The 22124-nt window shown below is 56.5% G+C and carries 18 protein-coding genes; 6 read left to right on the top strand and 12 right to left on the bottom strand.

Translation table 11 applies throughout. The annotated features are described in order from the left end of the window. Positions 1–21: 21 nt before the first annotated feature. A complete protein-coding gene (emrD, locus tag S7A_RS03640) occupies positions 22–1215 on the top strand; it encodes a multidrug efflux MFS transporter EmrD (protein ID WP_082668189.1) in 1194 nt (397 codons plus the stop codon). On the opposite strand, the gene glpX is transcribed toward emrD, so the two are convergent. The 3 genes from glpX to S7A_RS03625 form a co-directional block, all read right to left on the bottom strand. Then, entirely contained in the window at positions 1205–2215 is a 1011-nt protein-coding gene (gene glpX, locus S7A_RS03635; protein ID WP_009088038.1) for a class II fructose-bisphosphatase, read from the bottom strand. The genes emrD and glpX overlap by 11 nt on opposite strands. Positions 2216–2311: 96 nt before the next feature. Further along, positions 2312–3823 carry a glycerol kinase GlpK gene (gene glpK / locus S7A_RS03630; protein ID WP_009088036.1) on the bottom strand — a complete coding sequence of 504 codons (1512 nt, stop codon included), beginning with the start codon at positions 3821–3823 and terminating at the stop codon, positions 2312–2314. A 30-nt stretch (positions 3824–3853) separates the two neighbouring features. Further along, positions 3854–4708 carry an MIP/aquaporin family protein gene (locus S7A_RS03625; protein WP_009088034.1) on the bottom strand — a complete coding sequence of 285 codons (855 nt, stop codon included), beginning with the start codon at positions 4706–4708 and terminating at the stop codon, positions 3854–3856. A gap of 405 nt (positions 4709–5113) precedes the next feature. Here S7A_RS03625 and zapB point away from each other — a divergent pair, with 405 nt between their 5' ends. Continuing rightward, positions 5114–5353, top strand: a complete 240-nt coding sequence (gene zapB / locus S7A_RS03620; RefSeq protein ID WP_003851242.1) for a cell division protein ZapB — start codon at positions 5114–5116, stop codon at positions 5351–5353. Positions 5354–5424: 71 nt separating this feature from the next. Here zapB and rraA read toward each other — a convergent pair whose 3' ends face one another. The 6 genes from rraA to priA all read right to left on the bottom strand — a co-directional run bounded on the left by rraA (position 5425) and on the right by priA (position 12591). After that, positions 5425–5910 carry a ribonuclease E activity regulator RraA gene (gene rraA, locus S7A_RS03615; protein ID WP_009088032.1) on the bottom strand — a complete coding sequence of 162 codons (486 nt, stop codon included), beginning with the start codon at positions 5908–5910 and terminating at the stop codon, positions 5425–5427. Positions 5911–6068: 158 nt separating this feature from the next. Continuing rightward, complete coding sequence (gene hslU / locus S7A_RS03610) at positions 6069–7406, bottom strand: HslU--HslV peptidase ATPase subunit (RefSeq protein ID WP_009088030.1); 1338 nt, start codon at positions 7404–7406, stop codon at positions 6069–6071. Between the two features lie 10 nt (positions 7407–7416). Beyond that, a complete protein-coding gene (hslV, locus tag S7A_RS03605) occupies positions 7417–7947 on the bottom strand; it encodes an ATP-dependent protease subunit HslV (RefSeq protein ID WP_009088029.1) in 531 nt (176 codons plus the stop codon). Positions 7948–8035: 88 nt separating this feature from the next. Then, a complete protein-coding gene (ftsN, locus tag S7A_RS03600; protein WP_033736099.1) occupies positions 8036–9043 on the bottom strand; it encodes a cell division protein FtsN in 1008 nt (335 codons plus the stop codon). A gap of 152 nt (positions 9044–9195) precedes the next feature. Continuing rightward, complete coding sequence (gene cytR, locus S7A_RS03595) at positions 9196–10233, bottom strand: DNA-binding transcriptional regulator CytR (protein ID WP_009088024.1); 1038 nt, start codon at positions 10231–10233, stop codon at positions 9196–9198. 162 nt (positions 10234–10395) lie between these two features. Next, entirely contained in the window at positions 10396–12591 is a 2196-nt protein-coding gene (priA, locus tag S7A_RS03590) for a primosomal protein N' (protein ID WP_009088023.1), read from the bottom strand. A 226-nt stretch (positions 12592–12817) separates the two neighbouring features. Between priA and rpmE the strand changes: the two genes are divergently transcribed. Beyond that, positions 12818–13033: a 50S ribosomal protein L31 gene (gene rpmE / locus S7A_RS03585; RefSeq protein WP_003851227.1), complete on the top strand. Its 216-nt coding sequence runs from the start codon at positions 12818–12820 to the stop codon at positions 13031–13033. Positions 13034–13109: 76 nt separating this feature from the next. On the opposite strand, the gene S7A_RS03580 is transcribed toward rpmE, so the two are convergent. From S7A_RS03580 to metJ, 3 genes are all read right to left on the bottom strand, one after another. Next, complete coding sequence (locus S7A_RS03580; protein ID WP_009088022.1) at positions 13110–14699, bottom strand: filamentous hemagglutinin N-terminal domain-containing protein; 1590 nt, start codon at positions 14697–14699, stop codon at positions 13110–13112. Positions 14700–14761: 62 nt separating this feature from the next. Further along, positions 14762–16366, bottom strand: a complete 1605-nt coding sequence (locus tag S7A_RS03575; RefSeq protein WP_237712300.1) for a ShlB/FhaC/HecB family hemolysin secretion/activation protein — start codon at positions 16364–16366, stop codon at positions 14762–14764. 401 nt (positions 16367–16767) lie between these two features. Next, on the bottom strand, positions 16768–17085 hold the full coding sequence (metJ, locus tag S7A_RS03570) for a met regulon transcriptional regulator MetJ (protein ID WP_009088019.1): 318 nt from the start codon (positions 17083–17085) through the stop codon (positions 16768–16770). Between the two features lie 273 nt (positions 17086–17358). Here metJ and metB point away from each other — a divergent pair, with 273 nt between their 5' ends. The 3 genes from metB to metF all read left to right on the top strand — a co-directional run bounded on the left by metB (position 17359) and on the right by metF (position 22056). Then, complete coding sequence (gene metB / locus S7A_RS03565; protein WP_009088017.1) at positions 17359–18519, top strand: cystathionine gamma-synthase; 1161 nt, start codon at positions 17359–17361, stop codon at positions 18517–18519. 2 nt (positions 18520–18521) lie between these two features. Next, positions 18522–20957, top strand: a complete 2436-nt coding sequence (locus S7A_RS03560; RefSeq protein WP_009088015.1) for a bifunctional aspartate kinase/homoserine dehydrogenase II — start codon at positions 18522–18524, stop codon at positions 20955–20957. Positions 20958–21156: 199 nt separating this feature from the next. Further along, positions 21157–22056 carry a methylenetetrahydrofolate reductase gene (gene metF, locus S7A_RS03555; RefSeq protein ID WP_009088014.1) on the top strand — a complete coding sequence of 300 codons (900 nt, stop codon included), beginning with the start codon at positions 21157–21159 and terminating at the stop codon, positions 22054–22056. The last annotated feature ends 68 nt before the right edge of the window (positions 22057–22124 follow it).

Here is a 22124-nt window from a genome sequence, read left to right as displayed (position 1 = left end):
AGAAAGATATTTTGTATAACCATGATGACGAAACTGGAAAATCGCCCGCTGCTGGTGATGCTCATTGTGCTGGTGGCCGTGGGTCAGATGGCGCAGACCATTTATGTTCCGGCCATGGCGGTAATGGCCGATGCGCTGAACGTGCGGGATGGCGCGCTGCAGCGCGTGATGGCGGCCTATCTGATGACCTATGGCGGATCGCAACTAATCTACGGCCCGCTGTCGGACAGCGTGGGGCGGCGCCCGGTGATCCTGGCAGGCATGCTGATCTTTATGATCGGGGCGGTGACCGCGCTGATGGCGACCTCGCTGGATATGCTGGTGCTTGGCAGCGCCGTGCAGGGGCTGGGAACCGGCGTGGCTGGCGTGATGGCCCGCACCATGCCGCGCGATCTCTATGAGGGCCACGCGCTGCGTCGTGCTAACAGCCTGCTGAATATGGGCATTCTGGTCAGCCCGCTGCTGGCGCCGGTGATTGGTGCGCTGCTGACCCAGCTTTTTGGCTGGCATGCCTGCTTTGCCTTCCTGCTGCTGCTCTGCCTGACGGTAACCGGCGCGATGGCGCGCTGGCTGCCGGAGACCCGGCCGCAGAGTGCGGAAGTGACGCCCTTCTTTAAACGCTATGTCCGTCTGCTCAGCGACGCGAATTTCGTCCGCTACATCGTGCTGCTGATTGGCGCGCTCGCCGGAATTGCGGTATTTGAGTCGAGCTGCGGTGTATTACTGGGCGGCGTGCTGGGCCTGCACAGCCTGACAGTCAGTATCCTGTTTATTCTGCCGATTCCGGCGGCCTTCTTTGGCGCCTGGTTTGCCGGACGCGAGCAGGGTTCCTGGCATAGCCTGATGTGGTGGGGCGTGAACAGCTGCCTGCTGGCGGGCATTCTGATGTGGATCCCGGCGTGGTTCGGCGTGATGAATATCTGGACCCTGCTGGTGCCGGCTGCGCTCTTCTTTTTTGGTGCCGGTATGCTCTTTCCGCTGGCAACCTCTGGCGCTATGGAGCCTTATGCCTGGCTGGCGGGTAGCGCGGGCGCGCTGATTGGCGGGCTGATGAACCTGGGATCGGGTCTGGTCGCATGGCTGTCAGCGATGATGCCGCAGCGCGACCAGTTCAGCCTGGGGATGCTGATGTTCTTCACGGCGCTGGTGATGCTGCTCTGCTGGTTGCCGCTCTCACGTCAGCCGGAGCGCGGCAACCAGGCGGTTACAGGATAAACGGATGAAGCGCCGGATCCTTGCGGTCAAGATAGTGAATCGACTGGATACGGCGGATGGTGCGTGATTTACCGCGAATCAGCAGGGTTTCGCTGGTGGCGATATTGCCCTGACGCGTAATGCCTTTCAGCAGCTCGCCACTGGTAATGCCGGTGGCGGCAAAGACCACGTTGTCGTTGCGCGCCATCTCACTCAGCGTCAGCTTTTTCCCCGCCTCAATCCCCATCTCTGCACAGCGCTGCAGCTCCTGCTCGCCGAGCAGACGGTTTTCCGCGCTGTCGCCCTTAACGTGATGACGCGCCAGCAGCCGGCCCTGCATATCGCCGTCCAGCGCCCGGATGACGGCCGCAGAGACCACGCCTTCCGGCGCACCGCCGATGCCATACATCACATCCACTTCGCTGTCCGGCATGCAGGTCAGAATGGAGGCGGCCACGTCGCCATCCGGGAAGGTGAAGACCCGCACACCCAGCTGCTGCAGCTGATCAATCACCGCGTCATGGCGGGGTTTTGCCAGAATCGACACGGTTAACTGCGACAGCGGCTTGTTCATCGCGATAGCGATATTACGCAGGTTGGTTTCCAGCGGCAGGTCGAGATCGATTGCCCCGTGGGCGGCCGGTCCCACAATCAGCTTCTCCATGTACATATCGGGTGCGTGGAGAAAACTGCCCTTGTCGCCCACGGCCATGACGGCCAGCGCGTTAGCCTGACCCAGCGCCGTCATGCGGGTGCCTTCAATCGGATCGACCGCAATATCGACCGCGTCGCCGCGACCGGTGCCGACTTTTTCACCGATATAGAGCATCGGGGCTTCGTCGATTTCACCTTCGCCGATCACAATCTGGCCGTCGATCTCAATGGAGTTGAGGACGTGACGCATGGCATGGACAGCCGCGCCATCGGCCGCATTTTTGTCGCCGCGCCCTAACCAGTGATAGCCCGCCAGAGCGGCAGCTTCGGTTACGCGGGAAAATTCAATGGCAAGTTCTCGTTTCATGGTCTCTGCCTGACAAAAAACAGACAGGCAGTGTAACACAGCGGGAGAGTGGGGCGGGGAAAAGGCCCGCGACGCAGACGGTCGCGGGCCCCGGTATTACTCTTCTTCTTCCCACGCCTGCGCGCGGGCGACGGCTTTTTTCCAGCCGGCATAGCGGAAGTTACGTTCGGTGGTCTCCAGGCTTGGGCGGAACTCACGCTCAATCACCGATTTCGCACGGACTTCGTCCAGGTCCTGCCAGAAGCCGACGGCCAGACCCGCCAGATACGCTGAACCCAGCGCTGTAACTTCACGCACTTCCGGACGCTCAACACGGGTGCCGAGGATGTCAGACTGGAACTGCATCAGGAAGTTGTTGGCCACCGCGCCCCCATCCACACGCAGCGCCTGCAGACGGGTGTTCGCATCGTTCTGCATCGCTTCCAGAACGTCGCGGGTCTGATAAGCGATCGACTCCAGCGTGGCGCGGATGATGTGGTTAGCGTTCGCACCGCGCGTCAGACCGAAGATCGCGCCACGGGCATACGGGTCCCAGTAAGGTGCGCCCAGACCGGTGAATGCCGGCACCATGTAGACGCCGTTGGTATCTTTCACTTTCATCGCAAAGTATTCAGAGTCAGCGGCATCGCTGATCAGCTTCATCTCATCGCGCAGCCACTGAATCGAGGCACCCCCGATGAACACCGCCCCTTCCAGCGCATAGTTCACTTCACCACGCGGGCCACAGGCGATGGTGGTCAGCAGGCCATGCGTTGAGGTTACCGCTTCAGTACCGGTGTTCATCAGCATAAAGCAGCCGGTGCCGTAGGTATTTTTCGCCATGCCAGGCTGGACGCAGAGCTGGCCATAGAGCGCCGCCTGCTGGTCACCGGCAATACCGGCGATAGGAATACGCGTGCCGCCTTTACCGCCGATGTTGGTCTGACCATAGACTTCAGACGACGATTTCACTTCCGGCAGCATTTCACGCGGGATATCCAGGATATCCAGCAGGCGCTGATCCCACTCCAGCTTGTGAATGTTGAACATCATGGTACGGGAGGCGTTGGTGTAATCGGTGATATGTACGCGGCCCTGGGTCATTTTCCAGACCAGCCAGGTATCAACGGTGCCGAACAGCAGCTCGCCACGTTTCGCACGCTCACGCGCGCCTTCAACGTTATCGAGGATCCACTTCACTTTGGTGCCGGAGAAGTAGGGGTTAATCACCAGACCGGTGGTGTGCTGGATATACTCTTCCAGTCCCTCTTTCTTCAGTTTGTTACAGTAGTCGGCGGTGCGGGGATCCTGCCAGACGATGGCGTTATAGACCGGCTTACCGGTCTCTTTGTCCCAGACGATAGCGGTTTCGCGCTGATTGGTGATACCGATAGCGGCAATTTCATCGGAGCGAATATCGGCGTGTGCCAGCACTTCAACCAGCGTGGAGCTTTGAGAGGCCCAGATATCCATCGGATCATGCTCAACCCAGCCCGCTTTCGGGTAGATCTGGGTAAATTCACGCTGCGAGACGGCGACGATGTTGGCGTCGTGATCGAGGATCACGGCGCGTGAACTGGTTGTGCCCTGATCGAGCGCGACAATGTATTTTTTATCTGTGGTAGTCATAAATTCAGTCCTGATGATAAAAGGTGAAACTTACGCTTTACGCTGCTGAGCGCGTGCAACCGGTTTGTCTGCAGGAACACTGGCAGGTTCCTTCGCGGTGCCTGGCAGATAGCGGCCAATCAGTGCGCGATAACCTACGGCACCCAGGCAGGCACCGACCAGCGGGCCAAAAATCGGTACGAGGAAGTAAGGGATGTCACGACCGCCGGTGAAGGCAACGTTACCCCAGCCTGCCAGCCATGCGAAAATCTTCGGTCCGAAATCACGTGCCGGGTTCAGGGCAAAGCCGGTCAGCGGACCCATTGCGCCACCAATTACCGCGACCAGCAGGCCGATCAGCAGGGGTGCCAGTGGGCCGCGTGGGATGCCGTTACCGTCATCCGTCAGACCCATGATGACCGCCATCAGTACCGCCGTGATGACCATCTCAACCAGGAATGCCTGACCGACACCGATGTGCGGGTTAGGATAGGTTGAGAAGATGCCCGCCAGGTCGAGACTCTCAACCGTGCCGCGCACCATCTGATGGCTCTGCTCATAGTCAATAAAGAGGCTGTAGTAGAGGCCATAGACCAGCGCTGCGGCACAAAAGGCACCGGCAACCTGTGAGATGATGTAAGGCAGAACTTTACGTCCTTCAAAATTAGCAAACAGGCAGAGCGCCACGGTAATGGCCGGGTTCAGGTGCGCACCCGAAATGCCTGCGGTGAGGTAGGCGGCCATGGAAACGCCCAGCCCCCAGATGATGCAGATTTCCCACTGACCGAATGCGGCACCGGCGAGTTTCAGTGCGGCCACACAGCCCGCGCCGAAGAAAATAATCAAGCCTGTCCCCAGAAATTCGGCAATACACTGACCTTTGAGCGTGTTAGTTGTCTGACTCATAATAGTGGTTCCTGAAGCGAGGTTAAATTTTATCAGTTTTTGTTCTCATTCCATGAGTTGCCCAGCTTTATTGTAGGGTTGGTGTGAATTTATCGTTAACGAACATAAACGAGAAATAGCGAAATCATTTTTTGTGTACTGTGTCATAAAAATGCGCGTTTTCGCGTATTCCGGCTTTCTTTCGCCCTTAAATGCGCCGGATAGCGGGCGTGGCGGAGGGATCTCTGTGTGCCGTTGATCGGAGCACAGCATAAATTCAGGCATAGACTGAAAAGTGTTACAGACTACGCCCGCCGCGCCCGCGTTGCTGGACTTGCGGGGTGAGGGTACATACAATCGGGACAACGTTGCTGGCTAGCGCTGGCATCATCAACGCCTTGCAGGAATTTAGGAGAGGTCAGAAAGATGTCATTTGAAGTGTTTGAGAAACTGGAAGCGAAAGTACAGCAGGCGATTGATACCATCACCCTGTTGCAGATGGAAATCGAAGAGCTGAAAGAGCAGAACAACTCACTGCGTAACGATGCGCAACAAGTCGCGGGCAACCACGATGCGCTGATGCGTGAAAATCAGCACCTGAAAGAAGAGCAGCACGTCTGGCAGGAACGTCTGCGCGCACTGCTGGGAAAAATGGAAGAGGTTTGAAGCCTCAGCTGATGTGAAAAACGGGTGCTCAGGCACCCGTTTTCATGTCTGCTCCCGGTTGCTGTCGGACCTTATTCGAGGTCCAGCGCATCCTCTGACAGAATGATACCGGTATTGTCGGCATAGAGATGGTCACCGGAAAAGAAGGTCACGCCGCCGAAATTGACGCGCACATCGCTTTCGCCAATCCCTTCACCCGCCGCGCCGGCCGGAATGGCGGCAATCGCCTGAATGCCAATTTCCAGCTCTTCCAGCTCGTCAACCTGACGTACTGACCCGTAGATGACCAGGCCTTCCCACTCGTTAGTGGCTGCCAGACGTGCCAGCTGCGCATCCACCAGCGCCCGACGCACGGAACCGCCGCCATCAATCACCAGCACCCGACCGCGGCCATTTTCTTCCAGCAGGTCGTAGAGTAAGCCGTTGTCTTCAAAGCATTTCACTGTGGTAATCTGACCACCGAATGAAGTGCGCCCACCAAAGTTTGAAAAAAGCGGTTCAACAACATTCACTTCTTCATGGTAGATATCGCAGAGTTCAGATGTATCGTATTTCATAAGGGTTTCGTCTGTTTGCCACAGGAATGCTAAGTATATCGCTATATGCAGATTGTTGGCAAAATCATCACCCTGAAAAAAGCATCGTTCGATCAAGAACATGCATAAAAAAGCCCAGCCGGTTCGGCTGGGCTTCTGAAAAGTGCGACATCCGTGAATCAGAGAATGAAGCGGCTCAGGTCTTCGTCAGCCACCAGTTCATCCAGATGTTTACCCACATAGTCAGCATCGATGGTGACCGATTCACCGTGACGATCGCTGGCGTCATAGGAGATATCCTCCATCAGACGTTCCAGTACGGTATGCAGACGACGCGCACCGATGTTTTCGGTGGTTTCGTTAACCTGCCATGCGGCCTCAGCGATCCGGCGGATACCATCCTCGGTGAACTCAATATTCACGCCTTCGGTATTCATCAGCGCTTTGTACTGCACGGTTACCGACGCATTAGGCTCGGTCAGAATGCGTTCGAAATCATTCACGGTCAGCGCCTGCAGTTCAACGCGGATAGGCAGACGACCCTGCAGTTCCGGGATCAAATCGGACGGGCTGGCAACCTGGAACGCGCCCGAAGCGATAAACAGAATGTGGTCCGTTTTCACCATACCGTGTTTGGTTGAGACCGTGCAGCCTTCCACCAGCGGCAGCAGGTCGCGCTGAACGCCTTCGCGTGACACATCCGGACCGCCAGCATTCTGGCCGCCGCGCTTACAGATTTTGTCGATCTCATCGATAAACACGATACCGTGCTGCTCGACGGCATCGATGGCGTCCTGTTTAAGCTCTTCCGGATTCACCAGTTTTGCCGCTTCTTCTTCGATCAGCAGCTTCATCGCTTCTTTGATCTTCAGCTTGCGAGGTTTCTGCTTCTGGCCGCCGAGGTTCTGGAACATCGACTGCAGCTGGCTGGTCATCTCTTCCATTCCCGGAGGCGCCATGATTTCGACGCCCGGACCGCTGGCGGCCAGGTCGATCTCAATCTCTTTGTCATCCAGCTGACCTTCGCGCAGTTTTTTACGGAACGACTGACGCGCTGCAGAAGGTTCCGCGCTCTGCTCTGACTGGCCCCAGTTGTTTTTGGCTGGCGGAATCAGAACATCCAGGATGCGCTCTTCCGCCATCTCTTCTGCACGGTATTTGTTCTTTTCAATCGCCTGGCTGCGCACCATCTTAATGGCGGAGTCGGTCAGGTCGCGAATGATCGAATCGACTTCCTTACCGACATAACCCACTTCGGTAAATTTGGTCGCCTCGACCTTGATAAAGGGCGCATTGGCCAGTTTAGCCAGACGACGGGCGATCTCCGTTTTACCGACACCGGTCGGTCCGATCATCAGGATGTTTTTCGGAGTCACTTCATGGCGCAGCTCTTCATCCAGCTGCATGCGACGCCAGCGGTTGCGCAGTGCAATAGCCACGGCGCGCTTGGCGCTGTCCTGGCCGATAATAAAGCGGTTCAGTTCGCTGACGATTTCGCGTGGAGTCATCTCAGACATAGTTATACCTTTACGCCCTGGAGGTTAATTCTTCGAAATTAACGTTATGGTTAGTGTAGATGCAGATATCGCCTGCGATGTTCAGCGACTTCTCAACGATGTCGCGCGCGCCCATGTCGGTATTCTCCAGCAGCGCACGTGCCGCGGCCTGGGCGAAAGGCCCACCGGAGCCGATGGCAATCAGATCGTTTTCAGGCTGAATTACATCACCATTACCGCTGATGATCAGTGAGGCGGACTCATCCGCGACCGCCAGCAGGGCTTCAAGCCGACGCAGCATACGGTCAGTACGCCAGTCTTTGGCCAGTTCCACCGCGGCTTTCACCAGGTGGCCCTGATGCATTTCCAGTTTACGTTCGAAAAGCTCAAACAGGGTGAAGGCGTCTGCGGTGCCGCCAGCAAATCCGGCAATCACCTTATCGTTGTATAAACGACGCACTTTTTTAACGTTGCCTTTCATCACGGTATTGCCGAGCGTAGCCTGGCCATCACCGCCAATCACTACCTGGCCGTTGCGTCGTACACTTACTATTGTTGTCACGGGCAGACCCCTTGTTGCAGTCGGAAAAGGACTCCGCGCACGGGGCGCGGAGTATCATGCAACAGATATGGGGCGGGTTTGACGGGTTTCAACCCCCGATTGAGAGGGGAATGCAGCCGGAGTGACCCGAACTGCGCAGACGCTTCAGTGTGCTGTCTGCAGAGGCGCGATCTTTATACGGACCAATCACCACGCGATTCCAGCCGCCACCGGTCGTAATGCGGCTTTCAAATCCTTCAAAGGCTAAACCGGCACGCACTGACTCCGCCTGGTCGGTGCCTTTGAATGACCCGCACTGTACCATCCAGCGCTGCGAAGAGGCTTTCTCCGCCGGTTTCGCTTTTGCGGTCTCCTGCGGTTTTGACTGCACCTCGGGTTCCCGCGTAACTGGCGCAGGCTGCGTCTGGCGCTGAACATTTTGCTGCTGCTGACGTTGCTGCTGTAACTGCAGCTGCTGCTGACGCTGCTGTTGTTGCTGCTGCAACTGCTGCTGGCGCTGTTGCTGCTGTTGAGCCTGCAACTGCTGACGTTGCTGCTGCAGTTGTTGTTGCTGAACCTGCTGCTGCTGACGTTGCTGCTGTTGCTGGAACTGCTGCTGCTGGCGTTGCAGCTGCTGTAACTGCTGCTGATGCTGCAGCGTCTGCTGACGTTGCGCCGGTGTCTGTTCGTTCCACGGCACTTCGTTCAGCTGCGTTGGCTGCTGGCGCATATCCGCCTGCATCTGCTCCAGCAGCTGACGCTGCTCGTCAGTCAGCTGCGTCTGCGACTTCACCTCGCCACCCGATGAAGGTTCGATAGGGGTCGGCACGGTAACCTGACGGTTCTCCAGCTCTTTAATATATTTCCAGCGCTCTTCGGGCTTCGGCGGTAAGCCATTGCCGTTGGCTTTATGATCCGTAATGACCGGCACGTCCTCTTTCTTGTGATGCGCCAGGAACCATAAACCACCGGCAAAGGTCACCAGCACGGCGACCGCCAGTACAATCATCAGTTTGGATGTTCCCGAACCGCCTTTGCTCTTCTTGCCGCGGCTGGGGCTTTTTTTGCGACGCGTCCCTGTTGAACGCCCGCGGCCTACGTAATCTTTTTGTGCCACTCTCGTTCTTATACCCTTCAAAAATAGTGCCAGATGGGCGAAATGATGATTTTTACGCGCCCGGCAAGGAGTCCGCCATGTTACTCAAGGGTCGGAACTTTGACCAGCAGTGTTCGCTTTAAGAATCTACTGAAAAAGCGCGGCGAATACGCTTATTTTTCACGCTTTTTTGCGCGCGCCGTGCTGCCCCGAATGGTCAGACCCGCGTCCAGTAGCCGCGAACCGCTGATGACCCGTTTGCCATTCAGCTCATCCAGCAGCAGCAGCATCGCTTCCCGGCCGATCTGATAGCGCGGCTGGGTAACAGTAGTCAGCGGCGGCTCGCAGTAGCGCGACAACTCGATGTCATCAAATCCCACCACAGAGAGATCGTCAGGTATCCGCAGCCCGCAGCGTCGGGCCTGATTCATCGCCCCGAGCGCCATAATGTCGCTGTGGCAGAACAGCGCGCGCGGTGGCTGCGGCAGGGTCATCAGCTGATTCATCGCGGCAACGCCCGCTTCGAAGGTGAAATCGCCGCGCACAATATAGGTGGGATCGACCGTCAGGCCACTGCGCCGCATCGCCTGGACATAGCCCTGTAACCGATACTGACAGAGCGGCATCTCTTCCGGCCCGGCGATACAGGCAATCTGTGTGTGACCTAACTGCAGCAGATGATTAACCGCTTCAAACGCGGCGGTCAGGTTGTCGATGTGCACCGAGGGCAGTGACATTTCGGGCGCAAACTCATTCGCCATCACCATCGGCGGCAGGTTGCGCTGCTCATCAATGCCGGCATCGAAGGGCAACTGTGAGCCCAGCAGGACCATGCCATCTATCTGGCGTGTCACCATCAGGTTGAGAAAGGTTCGCTCCTGCTGATTCTGATGGGCGCAGTCGCCAATCAGCACCAGATAACCCTCTTCGGCTGCCGTGACTTCAATGCCGCGGATGATTTCACTGAAGAAGGGATCGCAGATATCAGGGACAATGACGAGGATGGTTCGGGTCTCATTGCGACGCGCGTTGCGTGTTGGACCATGTGCTGCATAGCCGACAGCGGCAACAGCCTGTTCGACTTTCTGTCGGGTGGCCGCAGAAACTTTCTCCGGATTCATCAGCGCACGCGATACGGTGGCGGTTGAGACACCCGCATGTTCCGCGACATCCTTCATCGTGGCGGCGGGCGGTTGTTGATTCTGCTCCAACACATGCTCCTGACGCATTATGGCGTGTTCGATTCTGTTTTTGCCTGCTCAGAGGCAAACCAGCCACATTGTTAACGATTGCGTGGCTGGTTGTTACTTAATTTGCATAAAAATTGTGACTTATGCGACATTTTTCGATCTGGCTCGCAACGTCAGCGGAGATCAGCTCTCGGTAGGGTCAATATCCAGCGTCCATTTCACTTTGCGCGCGGCGGGCAGGGTGGAAATCAGCGGCAGCGAACTGCTCAGCAACTGCTGCAGACGCTGCCGGGAAGGGTGCTGAACCAGCAGTTGCCAGCGCCAGCGGCCGCTGCGTTTTGGCTGCAGGGCCGGGACCGGCCCCATAAACCACATGGCCTGATCGTTGAGCGGACTGGCCTCCAGCAGGTTACGAAGCTGTTGCAGAAATTCAGCTGCCTGCTGATTATCCATATCTTCAGCGCGAAACAGCGCATGGCGGCTCCAGGGTGGCAGGTGAACCGCCTGGCGCTCCAGCAGTGCCTGCTGCGCAAACGCCGTATAGCCCTGGTGCAGCAGGGTCTGAAGCAGCGGATGTTCCGGGTGGTGGGTCTGCAGCAGGACTTCGCCCTGCTTACCGGCACGCCCGGCACGTCCGGCGACCTGGGTGTAGAGCTGAGCAAAGCGCTCCGCCGCCCGGAAATCGGCGGAAAACAGCGCCCCATCGACATCCAGTAGCGACACCAGCGTCACGTCAGGGAAGTGGTGGCCCTTCGCCAGCATCTGAGTACCAACCAGAATGCGCGCGCCTCCGCGATGCACATCGGCCAGATGCTGCTCCAGCGCCCCTTTACGGCTGGTGGTATCACGATCGATTCGCGACACCGGCACGCCAGGGAACAGTGTGCCGAGCTGCTGTTCCAGCTGTTCCGTGCCGACACCGACCGGCAGCAGGTGAGTGGAGCCACACTGCGGGCACTGATGAGGAAGCGGACGCTGGCTATCGCAGTGGTGGCAGCGCAGCTGGCGATGATGCTGATGCAGCGTGTAGTAGCGGTCACAGCGGTGACACTCGGCAATCCAGCCGCAGTCGTGACAGAGCAGGGCGGGCGAAAAGCCGCGGCGGTTAAGAAACAGCAGCACCTGATTATCCGCCTGCAGATGCTGACGCATTTTGCTAATCAGGCCCGGTGCCAGGCCGCCGATCAACTGCACACCTTTTAAGTCGATCAGCTGTTGCAGCGCCGGTCTGGCATTGCCTGCGCGCTTTGTCAGGTCGAGCTGGCGATACTTGCCGCTGCGCACATTGTGCAGCGTCTCCAGCGCGGGCGTCGCCGATCCCATTACAATCGGGATATTTTCTTCATGGGCACGAAACACAGCCAGATCGCGCGCCTGATAGCGCCAGCCCTCCTGCTGCTTGTAAGAGCTGTCGTGCTCTTCATCAATGATGATGACCCCCGGTCGGGCCAGCGGGGTAAACAGCGCCGAGCGGGTGCCAATCACAATCGCCGTTTCCCCGCGTCGCGCACGTAACCAGACGGCCAGCCGCTCACTGTCGTTTAAGGCGGAGTGCAGCACGTCAATCGGCGCATCAAAACGCTCCCGGAAACGGGCAATGGTCTGCGGGGTCAGGCCGATCTCCGGGACCAGCACCAGCGCCTGTTTTCCCCGAGCCAGCACATTCTCCAGCACGCTGAGGTAGACCTCCGTTTTGCCGGAGCCGGTGATGCCCGCCAGCAGCCAGGCGGCGTAATGTTCGTCATCTGCCCGAATTGCACCGACCGCCATCGCCTGATCGGTATTCAGACGCAGGCGTTCGCCTTTAACGGCGAAGGTGGTTCGCCAGTCGTGCCGCTGCGGCTGATGCTCATACAGCTCGCACAGCCCTTTGGCGCGCAGAGCCTGAAGCGTCGCCTCCGTCAGGTCGTGTTCGCTGACCTGATGGCGATAGAGCGGCTGCTGACGCAGGGCAGCCAGCGCCTGCTGCTGTTTGGGTGCGCGTTTTAAACTCTCCGGCGTGGTCGCCCGGCCCTGCTCGGTAATTTCCCAGCGCCATAATGGGTTATCCTGCGCGGGTTTGCCCTGACGCAGCAGCACCGGAATGGCATGGTTCAGCACTTCGCCCAGGGGAGAGTGATAGTAGCTGGCGGCCCAGTTAAGGATGCGCCACAGCGAAGAGGGATAGAGTGACTCGCTATCCAGCACCTCAATGACGCGCTTGAGCTGTCCTTCGGGCAGATCGCTGCTCTCACGCAGGGCGACCACAATGCCGATCATCCTGCGATTGCCAAAGGGCACACTTACGCGACCACCCATGACCGGCTGCGCGCCCTGTGGCGGCAGATAATCAAACAGGCGGGGCAAGGGGACGGGCAGGGCAACCTGGACAACGGGCATAACTCTCTCTTTCCGGCTCGGGCATCGGGAGGGCTAGTGTACACGCTGGACCCGGATGGCGGGTATCCCAGGATAAATTTGCAGCAATGATAACTTCTCTGTATAATATGCCGCCTTCGGTGAGAAAGACCTTGCCGGAGTACACCCTATAATGTTCAACCGCGTGTGGTGCTGTGCAGGTTTACGCCTGGCACGGAGAGCGACACGGCCTTCTATGAGGTTTCCCATGAAACAAGGTATTCACCCGAAATACGAAGCAGTTACTATTAAATGTACCTGCGGCAACGAGATCCACACCCGTTCAACACTGACTCACGAACTGAACCTGGACGTCTGTGGTAAATGCCACCCGTTCTATACCGGTAAGCAGCGTGAAGTGGCAACTGGTGGCCGTGTTGACCGCTTTAACAAGCGTTTCAGCGTGCCAGGCGCTAAAAAATAAGATTAAAAGGCACCTGAACCTGCGGGTTCGGCGGCAACAAAAAACCCAGCCTCGGCTGGGTTTTTTTATGGCCCGGTTACAGGCTGGAGTCTGTTTCAGGCTTGTTCAATTCCAGAAGCTGCGTGGTGTAATCACCATCTAAATCAGCAATGGTAGTGATCTTAGGGGCTGAAATCGAAATTTTATCCGCTTTCATGGTGCCCTGCCTGCACAATAACCACAGCCGGCAGGATGTATTACTGATTTTGCCATCCGTTGTCAGCGCCAGGGTTGCCGCCTTCAGGGTACCCTTATTAGAAATTCCACTTTTACCGGTCACGCTTAACCGCTCAGTCGCCTGCATCACGCCCTGATTGCTGAAGTCGTCAGAAACGAGAGAGGCATTCTGCGCTGTGAGGGTTCCGGCGTTAGAGACAGTTACGGCAGAAACAGAGGCTGTGCTCTGTGCGGTAACATCGCCTGACCGGAGGCTGACCCCTTTAACGGCGTATAAGCCAATAGTGTCCGCCTGAATCGAGCCGGAGTTAATCAGGCTGGTGTTGGCGACAGGCGTGATAACGCCATTCACCGTGCTGTAGCCGGTCTGCATTGTCAGGGCTCCAGCCGTGCTGATGGTGCCTTTATTTTCGATATCTCCCGCCAGCGAAAAAATGCTGACGGTACCATCGCCACTGATCTGCCCTTTCTCGTTGTTAGTCACTTTTCCATAACTCACGATGCTGGCGTTATTGGTGGCTTTAACAGTGCCTTCATTCGTGAATGTATTTGTTGTCTGCAGAGCAGCCTGGCTGGCAGAAAGCGTCCCTTTGTTCGTCATGCTGCCGCTGGCTGCGATGCTCATCACGCCAGCGTCAAGGGTTCCGTTGTTGGTTAACGTGCCATTGGTTGAGATATAAAGGCTGTTGGCATTCAGGACGCCATTATTGTTGACGCCCGCACCGGCTTCCGTAGTTTGCAGCTGGATCAGGCCTGCTGTTGCTCCGCCCAGCGCGCTGACATCGATGCTGTTGCCGCCAGTCCGGCCCGTCGTGCTGGCTGTGGCCTGACCCGAGGCCCTGTTATAGGTGTATTTACCGGCAATCGCTTTCAGCTGGGTTGTCCCGACTTTGCCCTCAAGATTGATTTTTTGTGCCAGCAGGTCCGTATAATCGGTGCCTGTCAGCCCTTTGCCTTTAACCGTAAGGGTGCCTTTCGTCACATTAAAGCCCGTCAGTGCACCATCGGTTAAAACTGGCGTGCCGGTGGTCAGGGTGGCGCGTCCGGTATTGATAAAATTACAGCCGGAACAGGTGATCCCGTTTGGGTTGGCGATAATCACATCGGCCTTCTGACCTGCGACTTCAATAAAGCCGTTCAGTGAAGAAGCTTTATTTGAGATGACCTCGTTCAGAATCAGACTGGCTGAGCTATTCAGATTGCTGTTCCGGGCAATATTACCACTGTCGCGAACCATATCTGTGGTGCTGTTATTCAGTACCAACCCCTTTTCGGAGACGTTGAAGCTCTGATACATATTATGTGACAGACCATTCGCATCCGGCTGATTAATATCCACCACGGTCGAACCATTTGCATGCTGATAACTGTTCAGTGCAGAAAGCGCAGGCTGACTACACAGGGTGGCGAGCGTCGCCAGGAATAGCAGATTAAACTTATGCGTATTCATTTTTTTCCTCTGGATGTGTGTGTTTATTTTCAAACTCTTTTTATTTAACGCTTTACTTCTTACTAATATTTCCACTGCAGTGAAAAACCGAGCGTAACGGGATCGGTGTGGAAAGCCTGGGGTTTTTTAACCGGGGTGCCGGCAAAAAGATCAAAACGTGTTTTCAGGAGTGTTCCCCGCAGGCCAGCCACGCTGCCTATAACGGTTTTTCCGGCATATTCCTGCTGGCTGCTATTACCGTAGACCTGGCCTGCGTCAATACCGATATAAGGCTGAACCGGTTTGTCAGGGAAAATCCAGCTGATATCGTTGCGCCAGAACCAGCCTTTATTATCCTGAAGCGCGTATTCGCCATCGAAGCCACGAACCGTCCAGCGGTTTGCCAGCGAAAAGCGATTCAGCGAAGAGAGGGTGTCGGGTGAATATTGCACACTGACATGGGGTGAGTAGTTCAGCCAGTTATCTCCTAACTGGAAATTAACCGAACCTTTCAGATCCAGCGTCATAACCCGGCCCTGCGTATCAATGAGCCCATACGTCTGTTCAACGGTATGGCTGCTGTTAAACCAGGGCATCTTCCGTTGATAGCTCAGGGTCGTCGTCAGCGCCGCGTTATCGTCATGCATCTCATGCTGCAGCAACGCTTTCCAGCCCGCACTTTTTTTATGCATGCTGATGAGGTCCCGGTCATTAAGTGAATAACGCGATGACGTATTGAAGATTTGCAGGCCAGCTGTGGTGGTCTGAAAGAGGGTTCGCGAAAGCAGTCGGTTGAGCTGCGCACTGTAGTAGCTGTTCTCATTATCCAGTGCCCATTCTGACCAGTTTCCGGTCAGGCGTTGCTGATAATGACTCTGGCTGGCATAGAGATCGAGCCACCAGAAACCCCATGGCACCGAATAACCCATCGATTTATTATCATTGCCTTTGCGGGTCTGTTTCGGCGCAATATCGTGGCCGTAAGAGACGTAAAATATGTCACTTAATGACGCAATGTTGTTTAAATAGAGTGCGGTTCCCCCCTGATAACGCCCCGTCGCCGCCGAGCCGGCATCATTCAGCCAGGCGCTCATCTGCCAGTATTTATCCTGTTCGCGCTGGATAACGATATCGCTTTCACCTTTGCTGCTGCCTGGCAATAACTGAACGTTAACCCGCGATCCCGGGACGCGCTGAAGATTAAGGCTGCCCTGTTCCAGATCGCTGAGTTCGAGCAGATCACCCGCGCTGAACGGCAGGGTACTGGTCAGATTAATGTCGTCGCCACTCGCCTTATTTAGCACGATTTTTCCGACGTGACCGGCATGAATATCAAACGTTAACGTACGGCCCGACAGATTCTGTTCGGGCAAATTAACACGCGTTGTAATATAACCCATCCGGATAATTTCATTCTGCAGCGTTTTAGCGAGAAGTTTTATTCCGTTAATGCCCAGGCACTTCCCTTCTGCCTGTGCGGTAAAATAGCGTAATTTTCTGAGGTGCAGTTTTTTACTGTCCTGATTCAGCGAAATATTATCGATCGGATAGCAATTTTCCTCATGCGGAAACGGAATCGCTTCCGGTCTGAAGTCCTCTTTTTCAGACATGCCAGGCGGCAGGTCAGGCGTTAATTGCGCTTTGCGCTCCCGATCCTGTTGCCGGGCATTAATATTCTCATTTTGCACCGTTATAGCCGGTGCCACGCTGGATGCAGAAGTGAAATAACTGGTTGTGCCGGTGATGAAAAGAATAAAAAAAGTGGGTGCGAAGAATTTTATTTTATATTTGATGCTCATTGGCTTTCCGTGAAATTGTCGCTCTGACAAAATCTTACGGATGCGCATAATAGTGAACAATAGTAATAATTCTATTGTCCGGATAAAACAATATTCTTATTGCAATGGAAATAACGCAATAATAAGGAAAAGAGGGTAGATTTTTCTGATACGTCTGGCAGGCAATATGCAGGCGATGGCGTCAGGCCGGAAGAGAGGAACGTCACAGGGGGCAGAACGGATCAGAAAAGCGGCTCCCTGAGCGGAGCCTGCTTCTTTGCAGCGAGGTCAGGCGACAACGGCGCCGGGGATCAATATTCCCATGTGTCCGGATCAACACCCATCTGGCGCATAATTGCTTTCGCTTCTTCCGGGATCTCATCGCTGCGCTCTTTGCGCAGGTCGACGTCATCCGGCAGCGGTTGACCCGTAAAGGCATGTAAAAAGGCTTCGCAAAGCAGCTCGCTGTTGGTGGCGTGACGCAGGTTATTCACCTGACGACGGGTACGCTCATCCGTTAAAATCTTCAGCACGCTCAAGGGGATAGACACTGTAATCTTCTTGACCTGCTCGCTCTTCTTACCGTGCTCAGCGTACGGGCTGATATATTCGCCGTTCCATTCAGCCATGGGTTACCTTAATTAATAAACGTTAAATGTGAGGAAATCAGCGGATTATGCCTGATTTTTTCCTGCCTGACCCCTGATATGGCGGGTTTTCTTCGTTCACTGCCTCTGTATTTCAGAGAGGAACGCCAGGCGATGACGCATAATTTTAGCGGGTATTGCGTTTCTGCTCAATCTATACGCAAAGACATTTAGATGTCCAGATGTATTGACGTCTAATTAGAGGGTGATATTCTGTGAGCCACATTTTATTCACTTTTCAGGAACAATTCGCTCATGACGCGTAAACCGGCAACCATCGCAGTGCGTAGCGGTTTGAATGATGACGAACAGTATGGCTGCGTTGTCCCGCCTATCCATCTTTCCACAACCTATAACTTCCTGGATTTTAATGAGCCGCGTGCGCATGACTATTCCCGTCGGGGTAACCCCACGCGTGATGTCGTGCAGCGTACGCTGGCCGAACTGGAAGGCGGTGCGGGCGCGGTATTAACCAATACCGGGATGTCGGCGATTCATCTGGTGACGACGGTGTTCCTGAAGCCTGGCGATCTGCTGGTTGCGCCACATGACTGCTATGGCGGCAGCTATCGGCTGTTTGACAGCATGAATAAGCGTGGCGCATATCGGGTGAAATTTGTTGATCAGGGCGATCCGGTGGCACTGCAGGCGGCACTGGATGAGAAACCTAAACTGGTGCTGATCGAAAGCCCCAGCAATCCGCTGCTGCGCGTGGTGGATATCAGCGCGATTTGCACCGCTGCCCGGGCGGCGGGTGCCATCAGCGTGGTGGATAACACCTTTATGAGTCCGGCCCTGCAGAATCCGCTGGCGCTGGGGGCAGACCTGGTGATCCACTCCTGTACGAAATATCTCAACGGTCATTCCGACGTGGTGGCAGGCGCGGTGATTGCTAAAGATCCGCAGCTGGCGACGGACCTGGCCTGGTGGGCAAACAACATTGGCGTCACGGGCGCGGCCTTTGACAGCTACCTGCTGCTGCGCGGGATTCGCACACTTTCACCACGCATCGCAGCGGCGCAGCGCAATGCGCTGGCGATTGTGGAGTATCTGAAGCAGCAGAAACGGGTGAAAAAGTTGTATCATCCTTCGCTGCCGGAGAACGCCGGACACGAACATGCCGTTCGTCAGCAGCGCGGCTTTGGTGCCATGCTGAGTTTCGAGGTTGACGGTGACGAGGCGCTGCTGCGCCGCTTCCTGAAAGCGCTGCGGCTGTTTACGCTGGCGGAATCGCTGGGTGGCGTTGAGAGTCTGATCTCCCACACCGCCACCATGACGCACGCGGGGATGTCGGCAGAGGCACGCGCTGCAGCGGGCATTTCCGATACGCTACTGCGGGTTTCTGTTGGTATTGAAGATCACGAAGATTTAATTGCCGATCTGGATAATGCATTCCGGGTCGCAGCCGAGGGTTAAGCATGATGATTTCAGCAGGCACGGGAACGCCGACTATCAGGCAGTTGCATAAATTTGGCGGCAGTAGCCTGGCCGACGCACGCTGCTATCAGCGTGTGGCCAGCATCATGGCGGATTACAGTCAGCCGGGCGACATGATGGTGGTCTCTGCGGCTGGCTCGACCACCAACCAGCTGATTAGCTGGCTGAAGCTGAGCCAGAGCGACCGGCTCTCCGCGCACCAGGTGCAACAGGCTTTACGGCGTTACCAGAGCGAACTGATCGGTGCGCTGCTGCCTGCTGAGATGGCGGAACCCTTAACCGCGGCATTTATTCGCGACTTGGAAAAGCTGGCCGCGCTGCTGGATGGACCGATAACCGATGCGGTCTACGCCGAAGTGGTCGGCCACGGTGAACTCTGGTCGGCGCGCCTGATGGCAGCGGTACTGAGTCAGCGTGACATGCAGGCCTGCTGGCTGGATGCGCGTGAGTTTCTGCGTGCTGAACGTGCGGCCCAGCCGCAGGTCGATGAAGGCAAATCCTGGCCGCTGCTGCAGACCCTGCTGGCACAGCATCCGCATCAGCGCATCGTGGTGACCGGCTTTATCAGCCGCAATGATGCGGGTGAAACCGTCCTGCTTGGCCGCAACGGTTCCGACTACTCCGCCACGCAGATTGGTGCGCTGGCAGGTGTGGGACGGGTCACGATCTGGAGCGATGTGGCGGGCGTCTACAGCGCCGATCCACGCAAAGTTTCTGATGCCTGTCTGCTGCCGCTGTTAAGGCTGGACGAAGCCAGTGAGCTGGCGCGTCTGGCGGCCCCGGTGCTGCATACCCGCACCCTGCAGCCGGTTTCCGGCAGCGATATCGACCTGCAACTGCGCTGCAGTTATCAGCCGGAGCAGGGTTCCACCCGCATCGAGCGGGTGCTGGCCTCCGGAACCGGCGCACGCATCGTGACCAGTCATGATGATGTCTGTCTGATTGAAATCCAGCTGCCGGAGCAGCATGACTTCGCCATCCTGCACAAAGAGATCGACCTGCTGCTGAAGCGGGCGCAGCTGCGTCCGCTGGCGTTTGGCGTCCATCCTGACCGCCAGCTGCTGCAGCTCTGTTACACCTCTGAAGTGGTCAACAGCGCCTTTACGCTGCTGCAGGATGCCGGACTGCCGGGCCATCTGCAGCTGCGTGACGGCCTGGCGCTGGTGGCGCTGGTAGGCGCAGGCGTGACCCGCAATCCGCTGCATACCCATCGCTTCTGGCAGCAGTTAAAAGATCAACCCGTTGAATTTATCTGGCAGTCTGAAGAGCACATCAGCGTGGTCGCGGTGCTGCGTGTCGGTCCCACTCAGCATCTGATTCAGGGATTGCATCAGTCACTGTTCCGTGCAGAAAAGCGTATCGGCCTGATGCTGTTTGGCAAAGGCAATATCGGCTCACGCTGGCTGGAGCTGTTTGCCCGCGACCAGGAAACGCTCTCAGCGCGCACCGGCTTTGAATTTGTGCTGGCGGGTGTGGTGGACAGCCGTCGCAGCCTGCTGAGTTATGACGGACTGGATGCCAGCCGTGCGCTGGCCTTCTTTGACGATGAAGCGGTGGAGCGTGACGAAGAGTCGCTGTTCCTGTGGATGCGCGCCCATCCGTTTGATGATTTAGTGGTGCTGGATGTCACCGCCAGTACGCCGCTGGCGCAGCAGTATCTCGATTTTGCCAGCCACGGTTTCCATGTCATCAGCGCCAATAAAGTGGCCGGTGCATCCGACAGCCAGACCTGGCGGCAAATCCGTGATGCTTTTACCAAAACCGGGCGTCACTGGCTCTATAACGCCACTGTCGGTGCAGGTCTGCCGATCAACTATACGGTGCGCGATCTGCGTGACAGCGGTGATACCATCCTGGCGATCAGCGGGATCTTCTCCGGCACGCTGTCATGGCTGTTCCTGCAGTTTGACGGCACGGTGCCCTTCACCGAGCTGGTGGATCAGGCGTGGCAGCAGGGCCTGACCGAACCCGATCCGCGGGCCGATCTCTCAGGGCAGGATGTGATGCGCAAACTGGTGATCCTGGCGCGTGAGGCGGGCTATAACATCGAGCCGGATCAGGTGCGGGTCGAATCGCTGGTGCCAGACAACTGCCAGCAGGGCTCGGTTGACCATTTCTTCGAAAATGGCGATGAGCTGAATGAGCAGATGCTGCAGCGACTGGAAGCGGCGCGGGAAATGGATCTTGTGCTGCGTTATGTTGCCCGTTTTGATGCCAACGGCAAGGCGCGCGTCGGGGTTGAAGCGGTTCGTCCGGAACATCCGCTGGCCTCGCTGCTGCCCTGCGACAATGTCTTCGCCATTGAGAGCCGCTGGTATCGCGACAACCCGCTGGTAATTCGCGGGCCGGGCGCAGGCCGGGATGTCACCGCCGGTGCTATCCAGTCAGATATCAATCGCCTCGCACAACTGCTCTAGTCCTCCCCTCAGGCGCTTCGGCGCCTGTTTTCAATGCGTTACCGCTGCCTGTTGAATCTCTTTCGTGCTGGTTGAAAATTGATCATAGCTGTACACGATTTATTCGTTGACGGCACGATCGGATTGGGCCATTTTGAACATCTGGACGTCTAAACGTTCAGATGTTTGCGGTCCAGTTTTTAACCGATGAGGATGCAGGATGAGTTTCTTTCATGCCAATCAGCGCGAAGCGCTAAACCAGAGCCTGGCTGAGCTGAACGGGCGCATTAACGTCTCATTTGAGTTCTTCCCACCGCGGTCTGGTGAAATGGAAGAGACCCTGTGGCGTTCCATCGACCGTCTGAGCAGCCTGAAACCGAAGTTTGTTTCTGTCACCTACGGTGCCAACTCAGGCGAGCGCGATCGCACGCACAGCATTATCAAAGGCATTAAAGATCGCACCGGTCTGGAGGCGGCCCCTCATCTCACCTGTGTTGATGCCACCCGCGATGAACTGCGCGCTATCGCCCAGGATTACTGGCATAACGGCATCCGTCACATTGTGGCGCTACGGGGCGATCTGCCAGAGGGAGGCGGCAGGCCGGAGATGTACGGCAGCGATCTGGTGGCGCTGCTGAAAGAGGTCGGCGATTTTGATATCTCTGTCGCGGCCTATCCGGAAGTCCATCCCGAAGCGAAAAGCGCCCAGGCCGATCTGATTAACCTGAAGCGAAAAATCGATGCAGGCGCAAGCCGCGCCATTACCCAGTTTTTCTTCGACGTGGAAAGCTATTTACGCTTCCGCGATCGCTGTGTCGCGACCGGCATCGACGTTGAAATTGTGCCGGGCATTCTGCCGGTTTCTAACTTTAAACAGCTGCAACGCTTTGCCACGCTGACCAATGTGCGCGTGCCGGGGTGGATGAACGCGATGTTTGCCGGACTGGATGAGGATCCGGAAACACGGAAAATGGTCGGGGCAAACATCGCGATGGACATGGTGAAAATCCTGTCACGCGAAGGGGTGAAAGATTTTCATTTCTACACGCTGAACCGCGCTGAAATGAGTTACGCCATCTGCCACACGCTGGGCGTGCGTCCGGTTGCGGTGGCGGCTTAACCGCTCTCCTTCAGGCAATAAAAAAGTCGGGACAGTCCCGACTTTTTTTATGGCGACGTTCAGAGGGC

Source organism: Pantoea sp. Sc1 (genome assembly GCF_000255315.1).
In the GTDB taxonomy this organism is placed as follows: domain Bacteria; phylum Pseudomonadota; class Gammaproteobacteria; order Enterobacterales; family Enterobacteriaceae; genus Pantoea; species Pantoea anthophila.
This window is presented reverse-complemented; position numbering and strand designations above follow the sequence as displayed.

What these genes read in the sequence shown, in the direction of transcription:
- emrD (WP_082668189.1), top strand. Translation starts at nt 22, where the DNA reads ATGATGACGAAACTGGAAAATCGCCCGCTGCTGGTGATGCTCATTGTG.
- glpX (WP_009088038.1), bottom strand. Translation starts at nt 2,215, where the DNA reads ATGAAACGAGAACTTGCCATTGAATTTTCCCGCGTAACCGAAGCTGCC.
- glpK (WP_009088036.1), bottom strand. Translation starts at nt 3,823, where the DNA reads ATGACTACCACAGATAAAAAATACATTGTCGCGCTCGATCAGGGCACA.
- S7A_RS03625 (WP_009088034.1), bottom strand. Translation starts at nt 4,708, where the DNA reads ATGAGTCAGACAACTAACACGCTCAAAGGTCAGTGTATTGCCGAATTT.
- zapB (WP_003851242.1), top strand. Translation starts at nt 5,114, where the DNA reads ATGTCATTTGAAGTGTTTGAGAAACTGGAAGCGAAAGTACAGCAGGCG.
- rraA (WP_009088032.1), bottom strand. Translation starts at nt 5,910, where the DNA reads ATGAAATACGATACATCTGAACTCTGCGATATCTACCATGAAGAAGTG.
- hslU (WP_009088030.1), bottom strand. Translation starts at nt 7,406, where the DNA reads ATGTCTGAGATGACTCCACGCGAAATCGTCAGCGAACTGAACCGCTTT.
- priA (WP_009088023.1), bottom strand. Translation starts at nt 12,591, where the DNA reads ATGCCCGTTGTCCAGGTTGCCCTGCCCGTCCCCTTGCCCCGCCTGTTT.
- rpmE (WP_003851227.1), top strand. Translation starts at nt 12,818, where the DNA reads ATGAAACAAGGTATTCACCCGAAATACGAAGCAGTTACTATTAAATGT.
- S7A_RS03580 (WP_009088022.1), bottom strand. Translation starts at nt 14,699, where the DNA reads ATGAATACGCATAAGTTTAATCTGCTATTCCTGGCGACGCTCGCCACC.
- metJ (WP_009088019.1), bottom strand. Translation starts at nt 17,085, where the DNA reads ATGGCTGAATGGAACGGCGAATATATCAGCCCGTACGCTGAGCACGGT.
- metB (WP_009088017.1), top strand. Translation starts at nt 17,359, where the DNA reads ATGACGCGTAAACCGGCAACCATCGCAGTGCGTAGCGGTTTGAATGAT.
- S7A_RS03560 (WP_009088015.1), top strand. Translation starts at nt 18,522, where the DNA reads ATGATGATTTCAGCAGGCACGGGAACGCCGACTATCAGGCAGTTGCAT.
- metF (WP_009088014.1), top strand. Translation starts at nt 21,157, where the DNA reads ATGAGTTTCTTTCATGCCAATCAGCGCGAAGCGCTAAACCAGAGCCTG.